This window comes from Streptomyces sp. Xyl84, assembly GCF_059731885.1.
On record NZ_AP029182.1, the window covers coordinates 3,053,805 to 3,079,246 of the forward strand.

At 72.3% G+C, this 25,442-nt stretch carries 26 protein-coding genes and 3 tRNA genes; 8 read left to right on the forward strand and 21 right to left on the reverse strand.

Annotated features, from left to right (window positions below):
* Positions 1-64 precede the first annotated feature (64 nt).
* From AC6I72_RS13095 to AC6I72_RS13115, 5 genes are all read right to left on the reverse strand, one after another.
* Positions 65-493 carry a MaoC family dehydratase gene (locus tag AC6I72_RS13095; protein WP_498000925.1) on the reverse strand — a complete coding sequence of 143 codons (429 nt, stop codon included), beginning with the start codon at positions 491-493 and terminating at the stop codon, positions 65-67.
* Between the two features lie 7 nt (positions 494-500).
* A complete protein-coding gene (locus tag AC6I72_RS13100; RefSeq protein ID WP_498000926.1) occupies positions 501-953 on the reverse strand; it encodes an FAS1-like dehydratase domain-containing protein in 453 nt (150 codons plus the stop codon).
* 157 nt (positions 954-1,110) lie between these two features.
* Positions 1,111-1,275, reverse strand: a complete 165-nt coding sequence (gene rpmG / locus AC6I72_RS13105) for a 50S ribosomal protein L33 (RefSeq protein ID WP_003948671.1) — start codon at positions 1,273-1,275, stop codon at positions 1,111-1,113.
* A gap of 91 nt (positions 1,276-1,366) precedes the next feature.
* Positions 1,367-1,439: transfer RNA gene (locus tag AC6I72_RS13110), tRNA-Met, on the reverse strand.
* 46 nt (positions 1,440-1,485) lie between these two features.
* Positions 1,486-1,558, reverse strand: a tRNA-Thr gene (locus AC6I72_RS13115).
* Positions 1,559-1,793: 235 nt separating this feature from the next.
* Here AC6I72_RS13115 and AC6I72_RS13120 point away from each other — a divergent pair.
* Together AC6I72_RS13120 and AC6I72_RS13125 are read left to right on the forward strand one after the other, a co-directional pair.
* The gene (locus AC6I72_RS13120; protein ID WP_498000927.1) at positions 1,794-3,164 is read left to right on the forward strand and encodes an amidohydrolase family protein; all 1,371 of its coding nucleotides are present in this window, start codon (positions 1,794-1,796) and stop codon (positions 3,162-3,164) included.
* Between the two features lie 255 nt (positions 3,165-3,419).
* A complete protein-coding gene (locus AC6I72_RS13125; RefSeq protein WP_498000928.1) occupies positions 3,420-4,076 on the forward strand; it encodes an SDR family oxidoreductase in 657 nt (218 codons plus the stop codon).
* Between the two features lie 39 nt (positions 4,077-4,115).
* On the opposite strand, the gene AC6I72_RS13130 is transcribed toward AC6I72_RS13125, so the two are convergent.
* The 3 genes from AC6I72_RS13130 to AC6I72_RS13140 all read right to left on the reverse strand — a co-directional run bounded on the left by AC6I72_RS13130 (position 4,116) and on the right by AC6I72_RS13140 (position 5,141).
* Positions 4,116-4,334 (reverse strand): hypothetical protein, encoded by a 219-nt coding sequence (locus AC6I72_RS13130; protein ID WP_037863542.1) that lies wholly within the window; start codon positions 4,332-4,334, stop codon positions 4,116-4,118.
* A gap of 96 nt (positions 4,335-4,430) precedes the next feature.
* Positions 4,431-4,925: a hypothetical protein gene (locus AC6I72_RS13135; RefSeq protein ID WP_498004673.1), complete on the reverse strand. Its 495-nt coding sequence runs from the start codon at positions 4,923-4,925 to the stop codon at positions 4,431-4,433.
* Positions 4,926-5,059: 134 nt separating this feature from the next.
* Positions 5,060-5,141 (reverse strand) — tRNA-Tyr (locus AC6I72_RS13140).
* 248 nt (positions 5,142-5,389) lie between these two features.
* Between AC6I72_RS13140 and AC6I72_RS13145 the strand changes: the two genes are divergently transcribed.
* Entirely contained in the window at positions 5,390-5,878 is a 489-nt protein-coding gene (locus AC6I72_RS13145; RefSeq protein WP_037863511.1) for a YajQ family cyclic di-GMP-binding protein, read from the forward strand.
* Between the two features lie 96 nt (positions 5,879-5,974).
* On the opposite strand, the gene AC6I72_RS13150 is transcribed toward AC6I72_RS13145, so the two are convergent.
* The 13 genes from AC6I72_RS13150 to AC6I72_RS13210 all read right to left on the reverse strand — a co-directional run bounded on the left by AC6I72_RS13150 (position 5,975) and on the right by AC6I72_RS13210 (position 18,167).
* Positions 5,975-6,241 (reverse strand): GlsB/YeaQ/YmgE family stress response membrane protein, encoded by a 267-nt coding sequence (locus tag AC6I72_RS13150; protein WP_498000929.1) that lies wholly within the window; start codon positions 6,239-6,241, stop codon positions 5,975-5,977.
* 148 nt (positions 6,242-6,389) lie between these two features.
* On the reverse strand, positions 6,390-6,782 hold the full coding sequence (locus AC6I72_RS13155; RefSeq protein WP_498000930.1) for a YccF domain-containing protein: 393 nt from the start codon (positions 6,780-6,782) through the stop codon (positions 6,390-6,392).
* Positions 6,779-7,642, reverse strand: coding sequence for a zinc metalloprotease HtpX (htpX, locus tag AC6I72_RS13160; protein ID WP_498000931.1), 864 nt, complete (start codon positions 7,640-7,642; stop codon positions 6,779-6,781). The genes AC6I72_RS13155 and htpX overlap by 4 nt, the downstream gene beginning before the upstream one ends.
* Positions 7,643-7,806: 164 nt before the next feature.
* Positions 7,807-9,333: an NADH-quinone oxidoreductase subunit N gene (locus AC6I72_RS13165; protein WP_498000932.1), complete on the reverse strand. Its 1,527-nt coding sequence runs from the start codon at positions 9,331-9,333 to the stop codon at positions 7,807-7,809.
* A complete protein-coding gene (locus AC6I72_RS13170; protein WP_498000933.1) occupies positions 9,330-10,904 on the reverse strand; it encodes a complex I subunit 4 family protein in 1,575 nt (524 codons plus the stop codon). The genes AC6I72_RS13165 and AC6I72_RS13170 overlap by 4 nt, the downstream gene beginning before the upstream one ends.
* Before the next feature lie 6 nt (positions 10,905-10,910).
* Positions 10,911-12,905: an NADH-quinone oxidoreductase subunit 5 family protein gene (locus AC6I72_RS13175; protein ID WP_498000934.1), complete on the reverse strand. Its 1,995-nt coding sequence runs from the start codon at positions 12,903-12,905 to the stop codon at positions 10,911-10,913.
* Positions 12,902-13,303 carry an NADH-quinone oxidoreductase subunit NuoK gene (nuoK, locus tag AC6I72_RS13180; protein ID WP_498000935.1) on the reverse strand — a complete coding sequence of 134 codons (402 nt, stop codon included), beginning with the start codon at positions 13,301-13,303 and terminating at the stop codon, positions 12,902-12,904. The genes AC6I72_RS13175 and nuoK overlap by 4 nt, the downstream gene beginning before the upstream one ends.
* Complete coding sequence (locus AC6I72_RS13185; RefSeq protein WP_498000936.1) at positions 13,303-13,905, reverse strand: NADH-quinone oxidoreductase subunit J family protein; 603 nt, start codon at positions 13,903-13,905, stop codon at positions 13,303-13,305. The genes nuoK and AC6I72_RS13185 overlap by 1 nt, the downstream gene beginning before the upstream one ends.
* A complete protein-coding gene (locus AC6I72_RS13190; RefSeq protein ID WP_498000937.1) occupies positions 13,902-14,480 on the reverse strand; it encodes a NuoI/complex I 23 kDa subunit family protein in 579 nt (192 codons plus the stop codon). The genes AC6I72_RS13185 and AC6I72_RS13190 overlap by 4 nt, the downstream gene beginning before the upstream one ends.
* The gene (locus AC6I72_RS13195; RefSeq protein ID WP_498000938.1) at positions 14,481-15,449 is read right to left on the reverse strand and encodes a complex I subunit 1/NuoH family protein; all 969 of its coding nucleotides are present in this window, start codon (positions 15,447-15,449) and stop codon (positions 14,481-14,483) included. It lies immediately after the preceding gene.
* Positions 15,446-17,083 (reverse strand): NADH-quinone oxidoreductase subunit C, encoded by a 1,638-nt coding sequence (locus AC6I72_RS13200; RefSeq protein ID WP_498000939.1) that lies wholly within the window; start codon positions 17,081-17,083, stop codon positions 15,446-15,448. Before AC6I72_RS13200 ends, AC6I72_RS13195 begins: the two co-directional genes overlap by 4 nt.
* Positions 17,080-17,757 (reverse strand): NADH-quinone oxidoreductase subunit B, encoded by a 678-nt coding sequence (locus tag AC6I72_RS13205; RefSeq protein ID WP_498000940.1) that lies wholly within the window; start codon positions 17,755-17,757, stop codon positions 17,080-17,082. Before AC6I72_RS13205 ends, AC6I72_RS13200 begins: the two co-directional genes overlap by 4 nt.
* Positions 17,748-18,167 (reverse strand): NADH-quinone oxidoreductase subunit A, encoded by a 420-nt coding sequence (locus tag AC6I72_RS13210; RefSeq protein WP_498000941.1) that lies wholly within the window; start codon positions 18,165-18,167, stop codon positions 17,748-17,750. The genes AC6I72_RS13205 and AC6I72_RS13210 overlap by 10 nt, the downstream gene beginning before the upstream one ends.
* Positions 18,168-18,482: 315 nt before the next feature.
* On the opposite strand from AC6I72_RS13210, the gene AC6I72_RS13215 reads away from it, so the two are divergent.
* The 5 genes from AC6I72_RS13215 (at position 18,483) to AC6I72_RS13235 (ending at position 25,442) form a co-directional block, all read left to right on the forward strand.
* Positions 18,483-19,727 (forward strand): sensor histidine kinase, encoded by a 1,245-nt coding sequence (locus tag AC6I72_RS13215; protein ID WP_498000942.1) that lies wholly within the window; start codon positions 18,483-18,485, stop codon positions 19,725-19,727.
* A gap of 157 nt (positions 19,728-19,884) precedes the next feature.
* The gene (locus AC6I72_RS13220; RefSeq protein WP_498000943.1) at positions 19,885-21,252 is read left to right on the forward strand and encodes a sensor histidine kinase; all 1,368 of its coding nucleotides are present in this window, start codon (positions 19,885-19,887) and stop codon (positions 21,250-21,252) included.
* A 266-nt stretch (positions 21,253-21,518) separates the two neighbouring features.
* Complete coding sequence (locus AC6I72_RS13225; protein ID WP_498004674.1) at positions 21,519-22,178, forward strand: LuxR C-terminal-related transcriptional regulator; 660 nt, start codon at positions 21,519-21,521, stop codon at positions 22,176-22,178.
* Positions 22,179-22,441: 263 nt separating this feature from the next.
* Positions 22,442-24,370 (forward strand): 2-oxoacid:acceptor oxidoreductase subunit alpha, encoded by a 1,929-nt coding sequence (locus AC6I72_RS13230; RefSeq protein ID WP_498000944.1) that lies wholly within the window; start codon positions 22,442-22,444, stop codon positions 24,368-24,370.
* Complete coding sequence (locus AC6I72_RS13235; RefSeq protein ID WP_498000945.1) at positions 24,363-25,442, forward strand: 2-oxoacid:ferredoxin oxidoreductase subunit beta; 1,080 nt, start codon at positions 24,363-24,365, stop codon at positions 25,440-25,442. Before AC6I72_RS13230 ends, AC6I72_RS13235 begins: the two co-directional genes overlap by 8 nt.

Sequence of the window (25,442 nt, forward strand, 5' to 3'; positions counted from 1 at the left end):
CCCAAGACTACGGGGCCCCGCCGACAGCACCGCCTCGGCCCGCGACGGCGGACGGCAGGCGGCGTCAGGCCAGCCGGACGACCGCCTGGGACCTGCCGAGGACCTTCTGGCCGCCGCACGTCGCGATCAGGTCGACCCGCACGGTGCGGTCGTCGAGCTTGGCGCCGACCTTGCCGACGACCTCGACGAGCGCCCCCTTGTCGTCGTTCGGGACGACGACGGGCTTGGTGAAGCGGACGCCGTACTCCACGACCGCCCCGGGGTCCCCGGTCCAGTCGGTGACGACGCGGATCGCCTCGGCCATGGTGAACATGCCGTGCGCGATCACGTCCGGCAGTCCGACCTCCTTGGCGAACTTCTCGTTCCAGTGGATCGGGTTGAAGTCCCCGGAGGCACCCGCGTACTGGACGAGGGTGGTACGGGTCACGGGGAAGGCGCGGCCCGGCAGTTCGGTGCCGACCTCGACGTCGTCGTAGGAGATCTTCGCCGTCATCGGTTCCTCACGCCTCCTCGGCCGCACGGGCCACCAGCTTCATCCAGGCGGTCACCACGTGCTCGCCCGCCGCGTCGTGCACCTCGCCGCGGATGTCCAGGATGTCGCTGCCGGCCATGGTCTTGACCGCCTCGATGGTCGAGGTCACGGTCAGCCGGTCCCCGGCGCGCACGGGCCGCTTGTAGGCGAACTTCTGGTCGCCGTGCACCACGCGGCTGTAGTCGAGGCCGAGCCGCGGGTCCTGGACGACCTCGCCGGCGGCCCGGTACGTGATCAGGAACACGAAGGTCGGCGGGGCGATCACATCGGGGTGGCCGAGTGCCCGGGCGGCCTCGGGGTCCGTGTACGCCGGGTTGGCGTCACCCACCGCCTGGGCGAACTCGCGGATCTTCTCCCGGCCCACCTCGTAGGGGGCGGTGGGCGGATAGGAACGGCCCACGAAGGACTGGTCGAGCGCCATGGGCTCGGTACCTCCTGGTGTCAACTGCGGTCGTGCGGAGGGATCCGGGGAGACGACGGGGAGCCGGGATCCACCGGAGCCGGAGAAGCGGCGGAGCTGGTGAAACAACGTGAGGCCGCCCCCATGGTGCGGGGGCGGCCTCACGTATGAGCCTGATTTATCGCGTTTCGCGGTGCGCGGTGTGCGCGTTGCAACGCGGGCAGTGCTTCTTCATCTCAAGACGATCCGGGTTGTTACGCCGGTTCTTCTTGGTGATGTAGTTCCGCTCCTTGCACTCCACGCAGGCCAGCGTGATCTTCGGGCGGACGTCGGTGGCAGCCACGTGAGTGCTCCTAAGACGAACGGATGGACTAACTTCAACGCAAGAAAGAGTAGCCGATCGAAGGACCGACCCCGCAATCGGCTACTGTCAGTAGCGGTGACCGGACTTGAACCGGTGACACAGCGATTATGAGCCGCTTGCTCTACCGACTGAGCTACACCGCTTTGATGAGATCGGGCCCCGCCTCACGGCGGGAACCTCTCACACCAGAGCCCCAATACGGAATCGAACCGTAGACCTTCTCCTTACCATGGAGACGCTCTGCCGACTGAGCTATTGGGGCGAGCGATGAAGACATTACACGGTCCGCAGCCGTTCGCCCAAATCCGTTCCGCGGGCCCCGCCTCCCGTGTCCGGCACCCCCCGACCGGGCGGCCACACCGGTACGACTATTGCGCTCCTCCCGCTTCCCGGCGGGCGGTCACCCTAGGCTCGACGCACTCTGCGTGATCTTGCGTGCCCCGGTGTGCGCACCGCGCGCCCCCTGTCCCGTGTTCACCTGTCGTACCTGGAGTGCGATGCCCCCCGGTCAGCCGCAGCCGCCCCACTCGTCGTCCTCCCCGGGACCCTCCGGCCGGCCGGAGCCGGACACCCTGCTGCTGTGCGGAGCACGGCTCACCGACGGCCGGACCGTGGACGTACGGCTGTCCGGCGGCCGCATCGAGGCGGTGGGCACCGCCGGCAGCCTGGGCACGGCCGACGGCCCCGCCGTCCGGCCCGGTGCGGCGGAGCGGGACGGCGGCCCCGGCCGGGGCGGTGAGCGCGGCGCGGACGAGCCGCGCGGGGGCCGGGCGCGCGAGGGCGTGGCGCGGGACGGCGGGGCCCGCGTGGACCTCAGCGGCTACCTGCTCCTGCCGGCCCCGGCCGAGCCCCACGCGCACGCCGACACCGCCCTGACCGCCGACACCGACGGGCCCCTCTCCTACGACCCGGAGGACGTCCAGCGCCGGGCCACCGAGGCGGCGCTGCTCCAGCTCGGACACGGCGCCACCGCGCTGCGCGCGCACGTGCGCGTGGGTGACGTCCAGGGCCTGGGCGCCTTGACGGCCGTGCTGCGGGCGCGCCGTGCGCTGCGCGGGCTGGCCGAGCTGACGACGGTGGCGGTGCCGCGGGTGCTGACCGGTGCGGCCGGCGCGGACGGCCTGGCGGTACTGCGCGACGCGGTCAAGATGGGTGCCTGTGTCGTCGGCGGCTGCCCTGACGTCGACCCCGATCCCACCGGGTACGTGGAGGCCGTCCTGGAGGTGGCCTCCGAGCACGGCTGCCCGGTCGACCTGCACACCGACGGCACCGACCCGGCCCGCCTCGCCCGGATCGCGGTGATGGCGGGCGGACTTCGTCCCGGTGTGACGCTGAGTCCCTGCGGCGGCCTGGCCCGGCTGCCCGCCGAGGCGGCGGCCCGGACCGCGGACCAGCTGGCCGCGGCGGGCGTGACGGTGGTGTGCCTGCCGCAGGGCGGGTGCGCGGGCGCGGAGGGCCCGGGGACGGCTCCGGTACGGCTGCTGCGGGCGGCCGGGGTGCGGGTGGCCGCGGGCAGCGGCGCCCTGCGGGACGTGTCCAACCCGGTCGGCCGCGGCGACCCGCTGGAGGCGGCCTACCTGCTGGTCTCCCGGTACGGACTGCGTCCCGAGGACGCCTACGAGATGGTGAGCGCCTCCGCCCGGGCGGTGCTCGGTCTGCCCGAGGTGCGGGTGGAGGCCGGGTTCCCGGCCGAACTGCTCGCGGTGCGCGGTGACCGGCTCGCGGGGGCGCTGTCGCTCGCGTACAGCCGCCTCGTGGTGCACCGGGGGCGCGTGGTGGCGCGTACCAGCGCGGTACGGGAGTTCTGCGACTCGGCGGCGTCGGTGGAACTGGGGCTGCCGCGGCAGGGGCGGGGGGAGTTGTCGTAGGGGCGGGGGACGGTGGGACGCGCCGTCCGGGCCGGGCGGAGCGGGGTGCCCGCGGGGAGGGCGGGGGGCGTCCGGGACGCATCCGGGGGTGCGCCCCCGGGCTGTCCGGGGCGCTTGTCCGGGGAGCGTTTCCTGGGGCGGCGGTCCGGGAAGGGTTCCCCGGGCGCGGGACCGGGACGGGTGATCGCTGGTGCGCCGCCGGGGCGTGCCGAAGCCGTGCGGCGGATACGGCCGTCCGGGCGTACGGTCGGAGACATGCGCATTGTCATCGCTGGTGGTCATGGTCAGATCGCGCTGCGGCTGGAGCGGTTGCTCGCCGCGCGGGGGGACGAGGTCGCGGGCATCATCCGCCGCGCCGAGCAGGCCGACGACCTGCGGGCGGCCGGCGCCGAACCGGTCGTGCTGGACCTGGAGTCCGCCTCGGCCGAGGAGGTCGCGCAGCAGCTGCGGGGCGCGGACGCGGCGGTGTTCGCGGCGGGTGCGGGACCGGGCAGCAGCGCGGCCCGCAAGGACACGGTGGACAAGGGGGCGGCGGTGCTGTTCGCCGACGCGGCGGTCCGGGCGGGGGTACGGCGTCACGTGGTCGTGTCCTCGATGGGCGCGGACGCGCGCCACGAGGGTGACGACGTCTTCGACGTGTACCTGCGCGCCAAGGGCGAGGCGGACGACCACGTCCGCGCGCAGGACGGCCTCGACTGGACGATCCTGCGCCCGGGTTCGCTGACGGACGAATCCGGCACCGGCCAGGTGCGGCTGGAGGCGCACACCGGCCGGGGGTCTGTGTCCCGCGACGACGTGGCCACGGTGCTGGCCGAACTGGTGGACACCCCGGCGACAGCGGGACTGACCCTGGAACTGGTCGGCGGTTCGACGCCGGTGTCGGTGGCGGTGAAGTCCGTGGCCGGGAACTGAGCGCACGGGCAGACGGGACGCGGCGCGCCCGCCGGCCGCTCAGAACAGGCTGAGCTGCCCGGGGAACTCGGGGACGGCGTATCCGTCCAGCGAGGGCTGTACGGCCCCGAGTTGCGCGGGCCGGCGTGAGCCGGGGCACGAGGTCAGCTCGCCGGTGCCGCGCGCCCCGGGCGGGTCGTGCCGCGCGAACCGCCCGGCGACGACAGCGATCTCCCGGCGGCACACGGGGCAGGCTCTACGGCGCGAGGACGAGGACATGGGGCCAGTGTGCACCGGGGCACCGACAACGCCGGGGCGGCGGGGCGCGGCCACCGCTTCGCAGGACCGCCCGGCACGCGCGTCGAAGCCGTGGCCTCACAGCTTGCCGAAGACCACTCCCCGCCAGGTCCAGCCGGACTCCAGGACGGCGTGGCGCAGCGGCTCGCGCATCCGGGCGCTGTCGAAGCGGAAGGTCTCCGTGGCCTCCACACGGCCGTCGGCCCCCCGTCCGACGGTCCACTGACGGCTGACGGTCCGGCTCGGCCCGCGGGTGTACGTCGAGGTGACCTGGAGCCTCGTCGGGCTTCCGACGCGGCTCAGTTCCCACTGTTCCTCAACAGCCCGGACCTCGTGCGCATGGTGGTCCAGCCGCATGCGGATCCGCACGGCCTGACTGATCCGGGACCGGAGGAAGGTCTGCTGCCATGCGGGCTCCGTCAACCGCCATTCCGCCGGCAGGTCGCACTGCTCACCGCCGCCGTAGCGGACGACGAACGGAACCTCCGGCCCGTTCAGGCTGAGCAGCGCCGCCCGCACCTCTTCCCCCGGGACGGCCGGTACCCGGTCCGGCGGGCGCTGAGTACCGGTCAGCTTGTCGAAGAATCCCCTGAAGGCAAGCTATGCCTGCACCGCCGGAGTCCCCCGCTGTACCGGAAACCGCCCCACAACGAAGAAACCCCCTCCGGCCTGCCGTAAAGGCTGATCGGAGGGGGTTTTCCCCAGTGTGGCGGCGCCAGGATTCGAACCTGGGAAGGCTGAGCCGGCAGATTTACAGTCTGCTCCCTTTGGCCGCTCGGGCACACCGCCGGGGTTTGCTGCCGTTCGAACTGCCTTTCGGCGGTGCTCTCTGGCAACGACGTAAACAATACCCGATCCGCAGGGGTGCTTCGCCACCCGATTGATCGGCGTCGCCGGGGCGGGAGGTGACTAGGCTGGGGCGGATGCGGACCCGGGCCCCACGGCCGGGCGCGGCGGCTGCCCCCACACCCGCCGGCACACACGTGCGACGCACTCCGACACATCCCGACACACCCCGATACAAGGAGCCACAGGACATGGCCGACTCCAGTTTCGACATCGTCTCGAAGGTCGAGCGGCAGGAGGTCGACAACGCCCTCAACCAGGCCGCCAAGGAGATCTCGCAGCGCTACGACTTCAAGGGCGTGGGTGCTTCGATCTCGTGGTCCGGAGAGAAGATCCTCATGGAGGCCGACTCCGAGGAGCGGGTGAAGGCGGTCCTCGACGTCTTCCAGTCCAAGCTGATCAAGCGCGGCATCTCGCTGAAGGCCCTGGACGCGGGCGAGCCGCAGCTGTCCGGCAAGGAGTACAAGCTCTTCGCCTCCATCCAGGAGGGCATCTCCCAGGAGAACGCCAAGAAGGTGGCCAAGCTCATCCGTGACGAGGGCCCCAAGGGCGTCAAGGCCCAGGTCCAGGGCGACGAGCTGCGGGTCAGCTCCAAGAGCCGGGACGACCTGCAGGCCGTGATCGCGCTGCTGAAGGGCCAGGACTTCGACTTCGCGCTGCAGTTCGTCAACTACCGGTAGGACCGGCATGCCGGAAGGGTGGGCACCGAGGCGGTGCCCACCCTTCCGCGCTTCCGCGCCCGTCAGCGCCGCCCCCGTGCGGCGCGTGGCGCCGGATCAGTCGCGCGAGTTGCCGAAGAGGATGCGGTAGGCGATCAGCAGGACGAGCGAGCCGCCGATCGCCGCCGCCCAGGTGGCGCCGTCGTAGAAGTGCTTGGAGATCGGGTGGTCCAGCCAGCGTGCCGAGATCCAGCCGCCGATGAAGGCGCCTGCGATGCCGATGAGGGTCGTGCCGATGAAGCCGCCGGGGTCGCGGCCCGGCAGCAGGACCTTCGCGATGGCCCCGGCCAGCAGCCCCAGGATGATCCAGCTGATGACGCCCATGTCCTGAACCTGCCTTTCCCGGCGACCTGTGGTCGTCGCCCGTGTATGCCCCACGCGTGTTCGCACCCGTGTCGTCCAGGAAGACGCCGCGGGACCTTTCTACGGTTGCATCGGCCTGCGGGGCCCCCGGGCCGTGACACGCGGCGGCTCAGCGGGTGGCGAAGGGCTCGTCCGTCCGGACGATCTCGCGGCCCAGCGGCAGCAGCGAGACCGGGATGAGCTTGAAGTTCGCGATGCCGAACGGGATGCCGATGATCGTGACGCAGAGCATGACGCCCGTCACGATGTGGGCGAGCGCCAGCCACCAGCCCGCCAGCACGAGCCACAGCACGTTGCCGATGCAGGAGGGGGCGCCCGCGTCGCGGCGCTCGACCGTGGTGTACCCGAAGGGCCACAGGGCGTAGACGCCTATGCGGAACGCCGCGATGCCGAACGGGATGCCGATCACGGTGATGCACAGGAGCACGCCCGCGAAGAGGTAGCCGAGGAACAGCCAGAAGCCGCTCAGGACCAGCCAGATGACGTTCAGGATTGTCTTCACTGTCGGCGACCTGCCATCTGTTCGAGTCGGGCGATGCGCTCCGCCATGGGCGGGTGTGTGGAGAACATCTTCGACAGCCCCTGACCGGGGCGGAAGGGGTTCGCGATCATCATGTGGCTCGCGGTCTCGATGCGGGGCTCCGGGGGCAGCGGGAGCTGCTGGGTGCCCGCCTCCAGCTTGCGCAGGGCTCCGGCGAGGGCGAGCGGGTCACCGGTGAGGCGCGCGCCGGACGCGTCGGCCTCGTACTCGCGGGAGCGGCTGATGGCCAGCTGGATGAGGCTGGCCGCGAGCGGGCCGAGGATCATGATCAGGAGCATGCCGAAGATGCCCGGGCCCTCGTCGTCGTCGGACCGGCCCACCGGGATCAGCCAGGCGAAGTTGACCAGGAACATGATCACGGAGGCGAGGGCGCCGGCGACCGAGGAGATCAGGATGTCGCGGTTGTAGACGTGGCTCAGCTCGTGGCCGATGACACCGCGCAGTTCGCGCTCGTCCAGGAGGCGCAGGATGCCTTCCGTGCAGCACACCGCGGCGTTGCGCGGGTTGCGGCCGGTCGCGAAGGCGTTGGGTGCCTCCGTCGGGGAGATGTACAGGCGGGGCATCGGCTGGCGCGCCTGGGTGGAGAGGTCGCGGACCATCCGGTACAGGGCCGGGGCCTCGAACTCGCTGACCGGGCGGGCCCGCATGGCGCGCAGGGCCAGCTTGTCGCTGTTCCAGTACGCGTAGGCGTTGGTGCCGAGCGCGACGAGAACCGCGACGATCAGGCCGGTGCGGCCGAAGAGACTGCCGATGACGATGATGAGTGCGGACAGTCCCCCGAGGAGTACTGCGGTCCTGAGCCCGTTGTGCCGGCGGTGCACGGTACGCCCTCCAAGTGGTGCGGCAGGGGAACCCTTCGCTTGCTGCTGTTCGGTCCACCGGTGTCGTGGTGTCACGTCCAGTGGACCCTTCCGTACTGGTCAACGCCAGGCGAGCGCCCTGGGTTCCCTGGCCCGTGCGGAGGGTGCCGGGCCGTCCGGGTGACTCAGAACAGGCCGCCGCTCGCGAAGCGCAGCACCAGCTGGGGCGCCCCGGACAGGGCGACGCCCAGGAGGCCCGCCAGGGTGATCGCGGCGGTCAGGGGCGCCGGGACGCGGTGCCGCACGGGTTCGCCCTCGGGGGAACGGAACAGCAGCGCGGTCCAATGGAGGTAGTAGTACAGCGCGATGACGACGTTGACGGCCATGACGACGGCCAGCCAGCCGAGCCCGGCGTCGACGGCGGCGGCGAAGACGGTGACCTTCGCGAACAGGCCGATGATGCCCGGCGGCAGCCCGGCGAGGCACAGCAGGAAGAAGGCCAGCAGGAGGGCGGTCGCCGGGTTGGCGGCGTACAGCCCGCGGTAGTCGGCGACGCGGTTGCGGGCCCGGGTGCGCCCCACGAGCGCGGCCACGGCGAAGGCACCGAGGTTCACGACGGCGTACATGAGGGCGTACGCGACGGTGGACCCGATCGCCTTCTGCGCGTCCTCGGCGTAACCGGCGGCGGCGATCGGCACCAGGAGGTAGCCCGCCTGGCCGACGGAGGACCAGGCGAGCAGCCGGACCGCGCTGTACGCGCGCGTGGCCTGCTGGCGCAGGGCGCCGACGTTGCCGGCGGTCATGGTGAGCGCGGCGAGCACGGCGAGCGCCGGGCCCCAGACGTCGGCGTACGAGGGGAACGCGAGGACCGCGGTGAGGATCAGGCCGCTGAAGCCGACGGCCTTGCCGACGACGGACAGGTAGGCGGCGATCGGCAGGGGGGCGCCCACGTAGGTGTCGGGCACCCAGAAATGGAACGGGACGGCGGCCAGTTTGAAGGCGAAGCCGATCAGGGTGAGGACGACACCGGTCTGGGCGAGGGTGTGGAACTGCGCGTCGACGTGCGGGAGGCGGTCGGCCACCTGGGTGAGGTAGAGCGTGCCGGTGGTGGCGTAGACGAAGCTGACGCCCAGGAGGCTGACCGCGGTGGCGGTGACCGACGACAGGAAGAACTTCAGGGCCGCGTCGGAGGACCTGCGGTCGCCGTGCCGGAGGCCGACGAGGGCGAAGGCGGGCAGGGAGGCGGCCTCCAGGGCGACGATCAGGGTCGCCAGGTCGCGGGAGGCGGGCAGGAGGGCCGCGCCGGCGGCGGAGGACAGCAGCAGGAACCAGTACTCCCCTGCGGGGAGTCCCCCGCGCGCGTCCCGGAGCGCGGTCACCGACAGCAGGGCGGCGAGCAGCGCTCCGCCCAGGACCAGGAACTGGATGACGAGCGCGAAGTGGTCCGCGGTGTAGCTGCAGGGGCCTGCCGCCTGCCCGGCCCGGCAGAAGGTGCTGCGGTGGCCGTCCAGGAGGGGCAGCAGGAGCAGCGCGGAGGCGGCGAGGCCCGCGACCGACACCCAGCCGAGGACGGGTTTGCGCGCGGCGGGCACGAAGAGGTCGGCGACGAGCACGGCGAGGGCGGTCACCGCGGTGAGGGTGGGCGGCGCGATGGCGAGCCAGTCGACGGACTGGACCACCGAGGCGGCCGCCGGCTGGGCCAGGACGCTCATCGGGTGCCTCCTGCGAGGAGCTGCTGCACGGCCGGGTCGGTGAGGCCGAGCAGGGCCTTGGGCCACAGGCCGGCGAGGACGGTGAGGGCGACGAGCGGCGTCCAGGCCGCGAACTCGAACCCGTGTACGTCGGCGAGTCCCGGCGTCTCCTGCGCCACCGAGCCCATGCAGACGCGGCGGACCACGACGAGCATGTACGCGGCCGTCAGGAGGGTGCCGAAAGCGCCGATCGCCATGAAGGTGAGGAAGGCGGGCCGGCTGAGACCGGCGGCCGGCTCGAAGGAGCCGAACAGGGCGAGCATCTCGCCCCAGAACCCGGCCAGGCCCGGCAGGCCGAGGGAGGCGACCGCGCCGAAGGCGATCAGCCCGCCCAGGCGCGGCGCCCTGCCGTAGAGGGCGGCCCCGGTCTCCTGCGCCAGCGTGTCCAGATCCGTGGTGCCCGTACGGTCCTTGAGTGCGCCGACCAGGAAGAACAGCAGGCCGGTGATGAGGCCGTGGGCGATGTTGGCGAACAGGGCGCCGTTCACGCCGGTCGGGGTCATGGTGGCGATGCCGAGCAGGACGAAGCCCATGTGGCCGACGGAGGAGTAGGCGATGAGGCGTTTCAGGTCGCCCCGCGCGCCCTGCCGGGCCAGGGCGAGGCAGGCCAGGGAGCCGTAGACGATCCCGGCCACGGCGAAGGCGGCGAGGTAGGGCGCGAAGGTGTGGAAGCCGTGCGGCGCGACGGGCAGCAGGATCCGCACGAAACCGTACGTGCCCATCTTCAGCAGGACGCCCGCCAGCAGGACCGAGCCGACGGTCGGGGCGGCGGTGTGCGCGTCGGGGAGCCAGCTGTGCAGCGGCCACATCGGAGTCTTCACAGCGAGCCCGATCCCGATCGCCAGTACGGCGATGACCTGCACGGACGCGGTCAGCGACCGGCCGTTGTCAGTGGCGAGTGCCACCATGTCGAACGTGCCCGCCTTGATTCCGATCAGGAGCAGGCCGAGCAGCATGACGACCGAGCCGAGGAGGGTGTAGAGGATGAACCGCCACGCGGCGGCCCGCCGGCCCTCGCCGCCCCAGCGGGCGATGAGGAAGTACATCGGGACGAGCACCGTCTCGAAGGCGAGGAAGAAGAGCACCAGATCGAGGACGGCGAAGGTCGCCAGCGTGCCGGACTCGAGCAGGAGCAGCAGCGCGACGAAGGCCTTCGGGGCCGGGCCCGCGGGCGGCTTGAAGTAGCTGTACAGCGCGCACAGGAAGGTCAGCAGCGCGGTCAGGACGACGAGGGGGAGGGAGATGCCGTCGATGCCGAGGTGGACGCGCACGTGGAGTGCGGGGATCCAGCTGATGTCGGTCGTGGCCTGCATCCTCGACGGGTGGTCGTGGTCGAAGCCGAGCGCGAGGACGATCGCGGCCGCCAGGACGACGCCGGTGACGGTCACCCCGTGCCGGAGCACGGCCTGCCCGGGTGACTTCCCCTTCAGCCCCGGCGGGGCCGGCAGGAGGGCGGCGAGCGCTCCCAGGAGCGGGCCGACGACGACGAACGCCAGAAGGAACTGCATCACGGACTCGCTGATATCGATCACGCCTGCTCACGCTCCCGTGGCGACGAGGACGACGGCGACCGCCAGGACGACGGTGCCGGCGAGCAGCGCGCTCACATAGGTCTGCACATTGCCGGTCTGGGCGCGCCGCACGGCGGCCCCCAGCAGCCGGGGTGCGGCCCCCGCACCCCGTACGTAGGTCTCGACGACCTCGCGGTCGAGGAACCGGACGAGGCTCGCACCGGCCAGGACCGGGCGGACGAACAGGGTCCGGTAGACGGCGTCCAGGTGGAAACCGGTGGCCGCGTGCCGGTGCAGCGGGCCGAGCAGCAGCCGTGCGGGGTCGGCCGGGTCGGCCGCGTAGGCGATGTCTCCGTACGCGGGCCGGTGGGTGGCGATGGCCTCGGCCTCGACGAGTCCGGCGTCGGCCCCGGGGTGGGCCGCGACCGCGCCCATCGGGGTGCGGGCGGCGAGGGCGGTGGTGTGCCGCCAGGCGCCGTAGGTGAGGACGATGCCGGCCAGGGCCAGGCCCGTGCTGAGGACGGAGGTGGTCAGGGCCGGGGCGAGGGAGGGGCCGCCGAACCAGTCGGGCAGGACGCGGAAGGCGAGGCCGCCGAAGGCGAGGGAGGGCACGGCCAGCACCCAGAGCACGGCGTTCATGGTCACGGGCTGCCTGCCGTGGCCGGGGGGCTCGGCGCCCTGTCCGCGGAAGGCCAGCAGCCACAGCCGCATGGCGTACGCACCGGTCAGCAGGGCGGTGAGCAGGCCGGCCACGAGGACGGTCCAGCCGGCCGCGCCGGGGGCCTGGCCGGTGTGGCCGGTGGCGACGCGCTCGGCGGCGCCGAGGACGGACTCCTTGGAGAAGAAGCCGCTGAAGGGAGGGATCGCGGCGAGAGACAGGAGCGCGACGGTCATCGTCCAGTAGGCGTCCGGGACGCTCTCACGCAGGTTGCCGGTGCGGGACATGGCGGCCAGCGAGTTGGTGCCGGCGACGTGGATGACGGCACCGGCGGCGAGGAAGAGCAGCGCCTTGAAGGCGCCGTGGGACAGGAGGTGGAAGACGGCGGCGCCGCGGTCGCCGACGGCGAGGGCACCGGTCATGTAGCCGAGCTGGCCGATCGTCGAGTACGCGAGGACGCGTTTGATGTCGTCCTGGGCGAGCGCGGCGAGCGCCGAGCCGGCCATGGTGACGGCGGCCATGACGGCGAGGACGGTCATCGCGGCCGGGGAGGCCTGGAAGACGGGCAGGAGCCGGGCGACGAAGTAGACGCCGGCGGCGACCATCGTCGCGGCGTGGATCAGGGCGGAGACGGGCGTCGGGCCGGCCATCGCGTCGGGCAGCCAGGAGTGCAGCGGGAACTGCGCCGACTTGCCCGCCACGCCGGCCAGGAGCAGCAGGGCGATCAGGGTGGGGTGGTGCAGACCGCCGCTGGTGACGGCGCCGAGGATCTTCGTGATCCGGAAGGAGCCGGTGTCGCCGGCGAGCGCGAAGAGTCCGATGAGGAAGGGGACGTCACCGAGCTTGGTCACCAGGAAGGCCTTGAGGGAGGCGGCGCGGGCCTCGGGGGTCTCCCAGTAGTGGCCGACCAGGAAGTAGGAGCAGATGCCCATGACCTCCCAGCCGACCAGCAGCACGATCAGGTCGCCGGAGTAGACGACGAGCAGCATCGCGGAGGTGAACAGGGAGACGAGCGCGGCGTAGGAGGGGTAGCGCGGGTCGTCGCGCAGGTAGCCGGTCGAGTAGAGCTGCACGCAGGTCGCGACGGTACCGACCAGGACGGCGACGAGTGCGGCGTAGCCGTCGATGTGCAGGGCCAGTTCGACGGGGACGGAGCCGGTGGGCGTCAGCTCGGTGACGGCGTCGAGGGCCCGGCCGCCGCCCTGGTCGGCCGCGACCAGCACGGCCAGGACGAGACAGGCGAGGGTCGGCAGGGCCGCGAGCGGGCGGACGAAGCCGGGGGCGGTGCGGCCGAGCAGCAGTCCGGCCGCGGCGGCCAGGAACGGAAGGAGGGGGACGAGGACGGCGAGGGTGGTCGTGCTCACGCGGTGGCCTCAGCCTTCCCGGGGTCCGGCGCGGTCGCGGCGGCGTCGCGGCCGGGTCCGTCGTCGGTGTCGTCGTCGGGGCTCTCTGCGGCGTCGCGGAGCCGGTCGATGTCCGAGGTGCCGCGGTTGCGGTACACGGCGAGGACGATCGCCAGTCCGATGCCGATCTCGGCGGCGGCGATGGCGATGGTGAACAGGGTGAGGGCCTGGCCGGAGTGCAGGGTCTCGGCGGCGGTCCTGCTGAGCCAGACGTCGAAGGCGACGAGGTTGAGGTTGACGGCGTTGAGCATCAGCTCGACGGACATCAGGACCAGGATCGCGTTGCGGCGGGCGAGGACGCCGTAGAGGCCGGTGCAGAAGAGGAGGGCGGAGAGTACGGCCGGGTAGACGAGATGCATCAGCGGGAGCCCTCCTCGGCGGCCCGTTCGGCGCGCGTCCGCGGGGGCCGGGGGGCGCTCACGTCCGCCTTCGTCCTGCGGGAGAGGACGATCGCGCCGACCAGGGCGGCCAGGAGCAGCACGGAGAGGGCCTCGAAGGGCAGGACCCAGTTCTGGAAGAGGCTCTGGCCGGTGGCCTTCGTCGTCCCGGCGGCTGCGCCGTCCAGGTCGGTCCAGGTGGTGCGGAAGGCGTCGACGACCACCCAGACCAGGGCGGCGGCCGCGGCGACGGCCACGGCGAGGGCGGCCCGGCGGTTGCCTGAGTCGGCGTCCGGTGAGCGGCCGATGGGGGCCTTGGTGAGCATCAGTCCGAACAGGAGGAGGACGACGACGGAACCGACGTAGATGAGGACCTGTACCCAGGCGATGAACTCGGCGGTGAGCAGGAGGTACTCGACGGCGAGTCCGCCGAGGGTCACCACCAGCCACAGGGCGGCGTGCACGAGCTGCCGGGTGGTGACGGTGACGAGCGCGGCGCCGAAGGTGGCGAGGCCGACGAGGAGGAAGGCGATCTCGACCCCCGTCGGGGAGAGGAAGCCGTGGGTCTGGGCGGCGGGGTTCACTCGTCCCCCTCCTCTGCCTCGGCCTGCGCGGCCTCCTGCCGCTCGGCCTCCTGCTGGGCGGCGAGCTTCTCGGCGGTCTTGCGGGCGGCGGCGGCCTCCTTGGGTTCCTCCGCACCGGGGTCGAGGGCGGGCGGGGCGGGGACGGTCCACATCCACTCGCGGAGCTTGTCGCGCTCGTGGGTGAGGTCGCGGATGTCGGTCTCGGCGTACTCGAACTCCGGGGACCAGAACAGCGCGTCGAAAGGACAGACCTCGATGCAGATGCCGCAGTACATGCACAGGGAGAAGTCGATGGCGAAGCGGTCGAGGACGTTACGGCTGCGTTCGCGTCCGCCGGGGGCCGCCGCCGGGACCGTCTCCTTGTGGGAGTCGATGTAGATGCACCAGTCCGGGCACTCGCGGGCGCACAGCATGCAGACCGTGCAGTTCTCCTCGAACAGGCCGATCACTCCGCGGGTGCGGGGCGGCAGGTCGGGCTGGGTGTCCGGGTACTGCTCGGTGACGGTCTTCCTCGTCATCGTGCGCAGGGTGACGGCCAGGCCCTTGGCAAGGCCGGAGCCGGGGATGGGGGCCATCTAGGAGATCACCACCTTGACGATGCCGGTGAGGGCGATCTGGGCGAGGGAGAGGGGGACGAGGAGGGTCCAGGAGAGTTTCTGGAGCTGGTCCTCGCGCAGCCGGGGGTAGGTGACGCGCAGCCAGATGACGACGAAGGCGAGGACGGCCGTCTTCAGCAGGGTCCACACCCAGCCGAGGCCGTCGGCACCCCAGGGGCCGTGCCAGCCGCCCAGGAAGAGGACGGTGGTCAGGCCGCACAGGACGACGATCCCGGCGTACTCGGCGAGGAGGAACAACGCGAACCGCAGTCCCGTGTACTCGGTGTAGGCGCCGAAGATGATCTCCGAGTCGGCGACGGGCATGTCGAACGGCGGGCGTTGCAGTTCGGCGAGTCCGGCGACGAAGAACACGACCGCGCCGACGATCTGCCAGGGCACCCACCACCAGTGGAAGGCGTCGAGGACGCCGGGCAGGGAGACCGTGCCGGCCGCCATGGCCACGGAGGCGGCGGTCAGCAGCATCGGCAGCTCGTAGGCGAGGAGCTGGGCGGCGGTGCGCAGGCCGCCGAGGAGGGAGAACTTGTTGGCGGAGGCCCACCCGGCCATGAGCGAGCCGAGCACGCCGACGCCCATCACGGCCAGGACGAAGAAGACGCCGGCGTCCAGGACCTGGCCGACCGCACCCTCGCCGGGGCCGATCGGGAGGGCGAGCAGCACCAGCAGGTAAGGGAGCAGGGAGACGGCGGGCGCGAGCTGGAAGATGCGGCGGTCCGCGCCGGCGGGGACCACGTCCTCCTTCTGCGCGAACTTCACGCCGTCCGCGACGAGCTGGGCCCAGCCGTGGAAGCCGCCCGCGTACATGGGGCCGAGGCGGCCCTGCATGTGGGCCATCACCTTGTGCTCGGTCTGACCGACGATCAGGGGGAAGGTGAGGAAGACCACGAAGACGACCAGGAGTCGCAGGGCGACGTCGAGCACGCCGTTCACCGCGGGCCTCCTTCTCGGTTGTCTTCTCGGCGGTTGCATCGGCCGTCTTTTCGGCCGTCGCCTCGGCTGTCGTCTCGGTCGTCTTCCCGGCCGTCGCTTCGGTCGTCTTCCCGGCCGTCGCTTCGGCTGTCGTCTCGGTCGTCTTCCCGGCCGTCGCTTCGGTCGTCTTCCCGGCCGTCGCTTCGGCTGCCGTCTCGGCCGTGGGGCGTGTCGGGGCCCTCGGGGGTTTCAGGGCCGGCGGGGGTGTCGGTGACGCCGGGGGCGGGCGGTTGCGCCGGAGCGTCGGCAGGAGCCTGCGCGGGGGAGTCCGCAGGGGTCTCCGCCGAGGTGCCGGCAGCGGCCCCGGGCTCCTGCCGCCGGTTCGCGGGACCGGGTTCGTCGAACGCCGGACGGGCGTGGTGCCAGGGCGCGTCGGAGCTGCGCGGGGCCCTGGCAGGGGCGGGCGGGGTGGCAGGCGTGACCGGCTGCTGCTCCTTCGGGGTGGAGGCCGCCGGCTGCGAGCGCTGCGAGGTGGAACCCCCGCTCGCGCTGCGCATACGGCGCGGCCCGGCCGACGGGGCCGGGGCGGCCGCCTGCTGAGTTGCGGACGAGGACGGCGACGGCGTCGTACCGCCCTCGGCCGCGGTCGCCTCCTCCGGCCTCTCCGCTCCGTCCGGCCTCCCCGTCTGTTCCCGGCCGTCCGGCCTCCCCGTCTGCTCGGGCCTCTCCCTCTCCGGTCCGTCCGGCCTCGCCGTCTGCTCCGGCCTCTTCGCCGGGGCGCCCGTGGCGGCCGTGTCCTGGCCGGGGGTGGCCGGTGCCGGGGCTGCGCCGCCGGGCGCCGTCTGGCTCGCCGAGCCCTGGCTCGCGCTCCGCATCCGGCGCGGCCTGGCCGCCGCCGCTCCCCTCTCCACCGCCTCGCTCGCCTCATTCGCCTGGCTGCCGCGGTCGCTGGGGCCGCTCTGGCTCGCCGAGCCTTCGGCGGCCGTGCGGGCGCGGCGTACCGGACGGTCACCGGCCGCGCGGGCGGCCGGCCGTTCGCCCGCAGCACGGGCAGCGCCCCTGGCCGGGCGGGCCGGGGCGGCCGGGAGGCGGCCCTTCATGGGACCCCACTCGTTGGGGTCGGGGACGCCCGGCGGCAGCATCTGGCGGCGCTTGGGCCCGCCGTGGTCCGATTCGCCCGGTTCTTTCGCCCCCGGCCAGGCCTTGGCCACCCGGGCGGCCAGCACGAAGTCCTTGCGCAGGGGGTGGCCTTCGAAGGTGTCCGGCAGGAGGAGGTGGTCCAGCGCCGGATGGCCCGGGAAGCCGATGCCGAACATCTCGTGGGTCTCGCGCTCGTGCCAGGCGGCGCCCGCGTAGACCTCCACGGCGGTGGGCAGGGCCGGCGCCTCGTGCGGGACCGTCGTGCGGACGAGCAGCCGTCGCAGCGGATTCAGCGCGACGACGTGCGCCGCGACCCGGAACCCCGTGCCCGGCTCGTCGACCGCGCTCAGCCAGTCGAAGTAGGTGCAGCCCAGCTCGTCCCGCGCGGTCAGCAGCGCGGACACCCAGGACCCGGGCGGTACGTCGACCGTCAGGACCTCGTAGGACTCCTCCGCGGTGGCCTCGGCGCCGAACAGTTCCGCGGCGGGCGCGGGCAGCCAGCCGGCGCCGCTCATCGCACGTCTCCCTCGGAGGCGTCCCTCTCGGAGGCGTCCCCGCCGGCGGACCCTCCCGCCGCGGACGGTGCCCCGGGAACCGGCGGCCGCACCAGCCCGCTCCGCAGCGCCGCCGCCGACGGACGTGCCGTGCCGCTCCCGTACCGCTCCCCCAGCGACTCCCGGGCGATCTTCTCCTGGAGTTTGAGGATGCCCTGGAGCAGCGCCTCGGGGCGCGGCGGGCAGCCGGGGACGTAGACGTCCACGGGGATGATCTGGTCGACGCCCTTGGTGACGGAGTACGAGTCCCAGTAGGGGCCGCCGCAGTTGGAGCAGGCCCCGAAGGAGATGACGTACTTCGGCTCGGGCATCTGCTCGTACAGCCGTTTGACGGCCGGGGCCATCTTGTCCGTGACCGTGCCGGAGACGACCATCAGGTCCGCCTGGCGCGGCCCGGGCGCGAAGGGGATCACGCCGAGGCGGATGAAGTCGTGGCGGGCCATCGACGCGGCGATGAACTCGATCGCGCAGCAGGCGAGACCGAAGTTGAAGACCCACAGCGAGTAGCGGCGGCCCCAGTTCAGGACGACCTTCATCGGCTCGGGGGCCAGCCGGGACAGGGCGCCGAGCCGCTTGGGCTCCGGGAGCGCGACGGGCTCGGGCACCGCGGGGTTCACGGCGGGGTTCACGTCCATGACAGGACGCCCTTCTTGTATGCGTACAGCAGGCCGACGGCCAGGAAGCCGAGGAAGACGAACATCTCCACCAGCGTCGCCGCGCCGTAGCCGGGGGCGGCGAAGACCGTCGCCCAGGGGAACAGGAAGATCGAGTCGACGGCGAAGATCACGTACAGGAAGGCGTAGACGTAGTAGCGGACCTGGGTGTGCGCCCAGCCCTCGCCGACGGGGTCGACCCCGCACTCGTACGTCAGGAGCTTCTCCGGGGTGGGGACGACCGGGCGCAGCAGCCGGCCCGCGCCGAAGGCGGCGGCGACGAACAGCACTCCCACCACGGCGAGCAGTCCGACGACCGAGTAGGAGTGGAAGTAGTCCGCCGCGACGACGACGGCCTGCCCCCGCGCCGTCTCCCGCAACGTCTGCGTCACCGTCCGTCCCTCGCTCCCTGTTCCGCCCGGTCCCGTCGTGCCCGTGCCGCTGTGTCCGACCGGTCTGCCGGACCCTCCGCCGGCCGTCCGCCGGGCGCCTGCCGGACGGCCTGTCGGACACCTGTCCGACTCGTCTGTCCGACTCGTCTGCCCGGCTCGTCCGCCCGACGATCTGTACGCACGGGAGTCTAGGCCCTGATAAAGAGCGGGTAAGCAGCCCGTCACACCGTGAGACACGGGGGTGGGGTTTTCCCCCGCTCACCAGGGCGGCCGACCTCATGGCGCGTCCGGCCGCCACACGGCACCCTGGCCCCTATGACCGCACCTCTCTCCTCTGCCGGTCCGGCGGCGTCCGGCGCCGGGGACACGGACCGTACGGACCGCGACCGCCTGCCGCCCGTCCGCTTCGCCTTCGGCCTGCCCACGTGGAAGGAGATCACTCATCTCCTGCTGAACCTCCCCGTGTCGCTGGTCGGTTTCGTCTACGTGGTGACCGTCCTGGCCACCGGCACCGCCCTCACGATCACCGTGGTGGGCCTCCCGCTGCTGGCCTCCGGGCTGGTGGGGGCGCGCCTGCTGGGCAGGCTGGAGCGGAAGCGGGCCCGGGCCCTGCTCGGGGTGGGCATCGACGAGCCGAGCCCGCTGCCGCTGGGCCGCACGACGGGGTGGCTCAACCGGTTGTGGCTGATGCTGAAGGACCCGGTGGGCTGGCGGGCCGCCCTGTACGGATTCATCCGGCTGCCGTGGGGTGTCCTCACCTTCGCCGTGACGGTGACCTCGCTGTTCGTGCTGTGGCCGGTGCTGCCGTTCATCGCGCGCGGGCTGACCAACGTGGACCGTGCGCTGGTGCGCGGCCTGCTGTCGCCCTCCGACGAGCTGGAGCGGCGGATCGCGGAGCTGGAGTCCGACCGGGGGGTCGTGGTGGACACGGCCGCCGCCGACCTGCGGCGCATCGAGCGGGATTTGCACGACGGGGCACAGGCCCGGCTGGTGAACCTGGCGATGGGGCTCGGCCTGGCCAAGGAGAAGCTGCTGGAGGACCCGGACGCGGCGGCCGAGATGGTCGCGGAGGCGCACGGCGAGGTGAAACTCGCGCTGCAGGAGCTGCGCGACCTGGCCCGCGGCATCCACCCCGCCGTCCTGACCGACCGGGGCCTGGACGCGGCCCTGTCGTCGGTGGCCTCGCGCTGCACGGTGCCGGTGAAGGTGACGGCGGACCTGCCCGCGCGCCCGGCGGAGGCCATCGAGGGCATCGCCTACTTCACGGTCTCGGAGCTGCTGCAGAACATCAGCAAGCACAGCGGGGCGAGGTCCGCCTCGGTGGACGTGTGGCGGTCCGAGGACCGGCTGCTGATCCAGGTGTGGGACGACGGCCGCGGCGGCGCGTCGCTGGACGGCGGCACGGGCATGCGGGGGCTGGCGGAGCGGCTGAACGCCGTGGACGGTCTGTTCGTCGTCGACTCCCCGCAGGGCGGCCCGACGACGGTCACGGCGGAACTGCCCTGGCGGGACCGTACGGCCGGTTCCGCCACCGGGAAGGCGCCGGGCGCCCAGAGGTAGGGAAAACCCCCGGACCGAGACGCCGACGTGCTCCATGGCCCGGGGGGCCGCGCTCCAGCAGTCTTGAGTCACGGCGGGACGACCGCGACAAGCAGCACACCAGAGCGCACACGAAGCCGCACACGAGGCAGCGGACGAGGGGAACGGGACGACGCCCATGGCCACCCAGTACGGATCGCAGTACGGACAGGGGTACGCGCCCTACAGCGGGGGCGGGTTCCACGACGGCGGCACCGGCCGGCCGCGGCACCGGCTGCCCGCCGCGCTGCGGGCCCCGGTCGAGGCACGCAGCTGGCGGGAGCTGGCGTACGTGCTGCTGAGCCTGCCGATCGGCATCCTGCTCTTCACGTACGCCGTCACGATGGTGTCGCTGGGCGCCGGCCTGCTGGTGACGTTCCTGGGCATCCCGGTGCTGGCGGGGGCGCTGGCGGGCTGCCGCGGCCTCGGCGTGCTGGAGCGGGTGCGGGCGCGCGGGCTGCTCGGCCTGGACGTGGCCGAACCGGAGCCGCTGCGGATGAAGGGCCACGGCCCGCTGGCCTGGACCGGGGCCGTGCTGAAGAGCGGCGGCTCGTGGCGGGCGCTGCTCTACGCCGTGCTGCAGTTCCCCTGGGCGGTGTTCTCGTTCGTCGTCTCGGTGGTTCTGTGGGCGAACGGCTGGATGCTGCTGACGTACCCCCTGTGGTTCTGGGTCTTCCCGATGTGGGCCGGTCAGGGCGGCATCCAGTTGTACGGCGACGAGCACCACCGGATCTACCTCGACAACCCGTTCGAGATCGCGGTGACCGCCCTGGTGGGCCTGCTGATCACGCTGGCCACCCCGTGGATCGTGCGGGCGCTGACCACGGTCGACCGGGTGCTGGTGCACGGGCTGCTCGGCCCGTCGCGGCTGTCGGCGCGCGTGGTGGAGCTGGAGTCCGACCGGGGCGTCGTGGTGGACACGGCCGCCGCCGACCTGCGGCGCATCGAGCGGGACCTGCACGACGGGGCACAGGCCCGGCTGGTGGCCCTCGCGATGGACCTGGGGCTGGCGAAGGAGAAGCTGACCGAGGACCCGCGGGCGGCGGCGCGGATGGTGGACGAGGCGCACGGCGAGGTGAAGACGGCGCTGCAGGAGCTGCGCGACCTGGCCCGCGGCATCCACCCCGCCGTCCTGACCGACCGGGGCCTGGACGCGGCCCTTTCCGCGGTGGCCTCGCGCTGCACGGTGCCGGTGCAGGTGGAGGTGGACCTGGCGGAGCGCCCGGCGGCGGCCATCGAGGGCATCGCCTATTTCACCGTCTCCGAGCTGCTGCAGAACATCAGCAAGCACAGCGGGGCGAGGTCCGCCTCGGTGGACGTGTGGCGGGCGGAGGACCGGCTGATGCTGCAGGTCATGGACGACGGAGTGGGCGGCGCGAGCACGTCCTCGGGATCGGGTCTGGCCGGGCTGGCCGAGCGGCTGGACGCGGTGGACGGCATCCTCGTCGTCGACTCGCCGGCCGGCGGTCCCACGCGGGTGACGGCGGAGCTGCCCTGGCGGCGCTGAGCCCGCGAGCACGGCGACGGCGGCCTGCCGTCCGCGAACCCCGAGGGGCGCGGACGGCAGGCCGCGCCGCGTGTCCCGGACCGGCCGGACACCGGAGGAAACCGGCCAGAACCCCGAAGGAACACAGAGCCCTCCCCCTCTTTCCCCCGGGCGCGGGCGCGGCGGGGTCCGGATGCTGGAATGCTGGACCTTGCTGCAGACGCCGGACGGGCCGTGCGGGCCGCCGGGAAGAAGGCTGTGGGGGGCCGAGGATCGTGGAGGACAAGGTGCGGGTGGTCATCGCCGAGGATTCAGTGCTGCTCAGGGAGGGCCTGACCCGGCTGCTGACCGACCGCGGGCACGAGGTCGTGGCCGGCGTCGGTGATGCCGAGGCCCTGGTCAAGACCATCACCGAGCTGTACGACGAGGGGGAGCTGCCCGACGTGGTGGTGGCCGACGTGCGGATGCCGCCGACCCACACCGACGAGGGCGTGCGCGCCGCGGTGCGGCTGCGCAAGGCGCACCCGGGGCTCGGTGTGCTGGTGCTGTCGCAGTACGTCGAGGAGCGGTACGCCACCGAGTTGCTGGCGGGCTCCAGCCGCGGGGTCGGTTACCTCCTCAAGGACCGGGTGGCCGAGGTACGGGAGTTCGTGGACGCGGTGGTGCGGGTGGCCCAGGGCGGTACGGCCCTGGACCCGGAGGTGGTCGCCCAGCTGCTCGGGCGCAGCCGCAAGCAGGACGTGCTGGCGGGGCTCACGCCGCGCGAGCGCGAGGTGCTGGGGCTGATGGCGGAGGGGCGCACCAACTCGGCGATCGCGCGGCAGCTGGTGGTGAGCGACGGCGCGGTGGAGAAGCACGTCAGCAACATCTTCCTGAAGCTCGGCCTGTCACCGAGTGACGGGGATCACCGGCGTGTTCTCGCCGTCCTCACCTATTTGAACTCCTGACCGGCCGACACTGGGGCGGTACGGGCCCCGATCCGGCCGTGAGTACGCCGGACGGGCTACCGCCGCGCACCGTCCGGGAGGAGGCCGAAGGAGCCGGAACGGCGTGAAAGAGCAGGGCATCGGACCGTCTCACGGGTGCGTCCAGCATGCGATCGGCACCGGGAGGGCATCCCTGACGGTCGTAGGGTTGGAAACCGGGAAGGTCTTCGCAGGGTCTTCGGGAGGCCGGTCCCACACAGCCGCCTCGAAGGAGGTCCAGTTCAGTGACCAGCCAGGTCAGCAGTCCAGCGGAACAGGCCGACGGAGCCGTCGTCGGAGAGCAGCGCAGGGCGGCCGGAGCGAAGGACGTCCGCCGTCTCGACCGGGTGATCATCCGTTTCGCGGGTGACTCGGGTGACGGTATGCAGCTCACCGGGGACCGGTTCACCTCGGAGACGGCCTCGTTCGGCAACGATCTGTCGACGCTGCCGAACTTCCCGGCGGAGATCCGGGCGCCGGCAGGGACGCTGCCGGGTGTGTCGTCGTTCCAGCTGCATTTCGCCGACCACGACATCCTGACGCCGGGGGACGCGCCGGACGTGCTGGTCGCGATGAACCCGGCCGCGTTGAAGGCGAACCTGGGGGATCTGCCGCGGGGCGCGGAGATCATCGTGAACACGGACGAGTTCACGAAGCGGGCGCTGCAGAAGGTCGGGTACGCGGTCTCTCCGCTGGAGGACGGCTCGCTGGACGGCTACAGCGTGCACCCGGTGCCGCTGACGACGCTGACGGTGCAGGCGCTGGCGGACTTCTCGCTGTCGCGCAAGGAGGCCGAGCGCAGCAAGAACATGTTCGCGCTGGGCCTGCTGTCGTGGATGTACCACCGGCCGACGGAGGGGACGGAGAAGTTCCTCCGGGCGAAGTTCGCGCGGAACGGGCAGATCGCGGCGGCGAACATCGCGGCGTTCCGGGCGGGCTGGAACTTCGGGGAGACGACGGAGGACTTCGCGGTCTCCTACGAGGTGGCGCCGGCCGTCTCGGCGTTCCCGCCGGGTGTGTACCGGAACATCTCGGGGAATCTCGCGCTGGCGTACGGACTGATCGCGGCGTCCCGGCAGGCGGATCTGCCGCTGTTCCTCGGTTCGTACCCGATCACACCGGCCTCCGACATTCTGCACGAATTGTCGAAGCACAAGAACTTCGGGGTCCGCACGTTCCAGGCGGAGGACGAGATCGCGGGGATCGGCGCGGCGCTGGGCGCGGCGTTCGGTGGCGCGCTCGCGGTGACGACGACGTCGGGGCCGGGCGTGGCCCTCAAGAGCGAGACGATCGGTCTCGCGGTGTCGCTGGAGCTGCCGCTGGTGGTGGTGGACATCCAGCGCGGCGGTCCCTCCACGGGCCTGCCGACCAAGACGGAGCAGGCGGACCTGCTGCAGGCGATGTACGGCCGCAACGGTGAGGCACCGGTCCCGGTGGTGGCCCCGCGCACGGCGGCGGACTGCTTCGGGGCGGCGCTGGAGGCGGCCCGGATCGCGCTGACCTACCGCACCCCGGTCTTCCTGCTCTCCGACGGTTACCTGGCCAACGGCTCCGAGCCGTGGCGGGTCCCGGAACTGGCGGAGCTGCCCGACCTGAAGGTGGCGTTCGCGAAGGGCCCCAACCACACCCTGGCCGACGGCAGCGAGGTCTTCTGGCCCTACAAGCGGGACCCGCACACCCTGGCCCGCCCCTGGGCGGTGCCGGGCACGCCGGGCCTGGAGCACCGCATCGGCGGCATCGAGAAACAGGACGGCACCGGGAACATCTCCTACGACCCGGCCAACCACGACTTCATGGTCCGCACCCGCCAGGCCAAGATCGACGGCATCGCCGTTCCCGACATCGAGGCCGACGACCCCGACGGCGCGAGCACCCTCGTCCTGGGCTGGGGGTCCACCTACGGGCCGATCACCGCCGCGGTGCGCAGGCTGCGCGCCGAGGGCGTGCCGGTGGCCCAGGCCCACCTGCGCCACCTCAACCCCTTCCCGAAGAACCTCGGCGCACTCCTGAAGACGTACGACAAGGTCGTGGTCCCGGAGATGAACCTCGGCCAGCTAGCCACCCTGATCCGCGCGAAATACCTGGTGGACGCCCACTCCTACAACCAGGTCAACGGCATGCCCTTCAAAGCCGAACAGCTCGCCACGGCGCTCAAGGAGGCCATCGATGGCTGAGACGTCCACCACCGGCCCCCGCACGCCCCAGACGCTCTCCCTGGTGCCCAAGGCGACGGCCGCGCAGTCCATGAAGGACTTCAAGTCGGACCAGGAGGTCCGCTGGTGCCCCGGCTGCGGTGACTACGCCATCCTCGCCGCCGTCCAGGGCTTCATGCCCGAACTGGGCGTGGCCCGCGAGAACATCGTCTTCGTCTCCGGCATCGGCTGCTCCTCCCGCTTCCCGTACTACATGAACACCTACGGGATGCACTCCATCCACGGCCGCGCCCCCGCCATCGCCACGGGCCTGGCCACCAGCCGCCGCGACCTGTCCGTGTGGGTCGTCACCGGCGACGGCGACGCCCTGTCCATCGGCGGCAACCACCTCATCCACGCGCTGCGCCGCAACGTCAATCTCAAGATCCTGCTGTTCAACAACCGGATCTACGGTCTGACCAAGGGCCAGTACTCCCCCACCTCCGAACGCGGCAAGATCACCAAGTCCACGCCGATGGGCTCCCTGGACGCCCCCTTCAACCCGGTCTCGCTCGCGCTCGGCGCGGAGGCCTCGTTCGTGGCCCGCACCATCGACTCCGACCGCAAGCACCTCACCGAGGTCCTGCGGCAGGCCGCCGCCCACCCCGGCACCGCCCTGATCGAGATCTACCAGAACTGCAACATCTTCAACGACGGCGCCTTCGACGCCCTCAAGGACAAGCAGCAGGCCGACCAGGCCCTCATCCGCCTCGAACACGGACAGCCGATCCGTTTCGGCACGGACGCCGCCCATGGCGTCGTCCGCGACCGCGCCGGCGGCGACCTGCGCGTCGTCACCGTCACCGAGGACAACGAGGCCGACCTCCTCGTCCACGACGCGCACGCCGCCTCCCCGACCACCGCGTTCGCCCTCTCCCGCCTCGCCGACCCCGACACCCTGCACCACACGCCCATCGGCGTCTTCCGCGACGTCGAACGCCCGGTCTACGACACCCTCATGGCCGAGCAGCTCGATGCCGCCGTCGACCAGAAGGGCAAGGGCGACCTCGCCGCCCTCCTCGCCGGCAGCGACACCTGGACCGTCGTCGGCTGA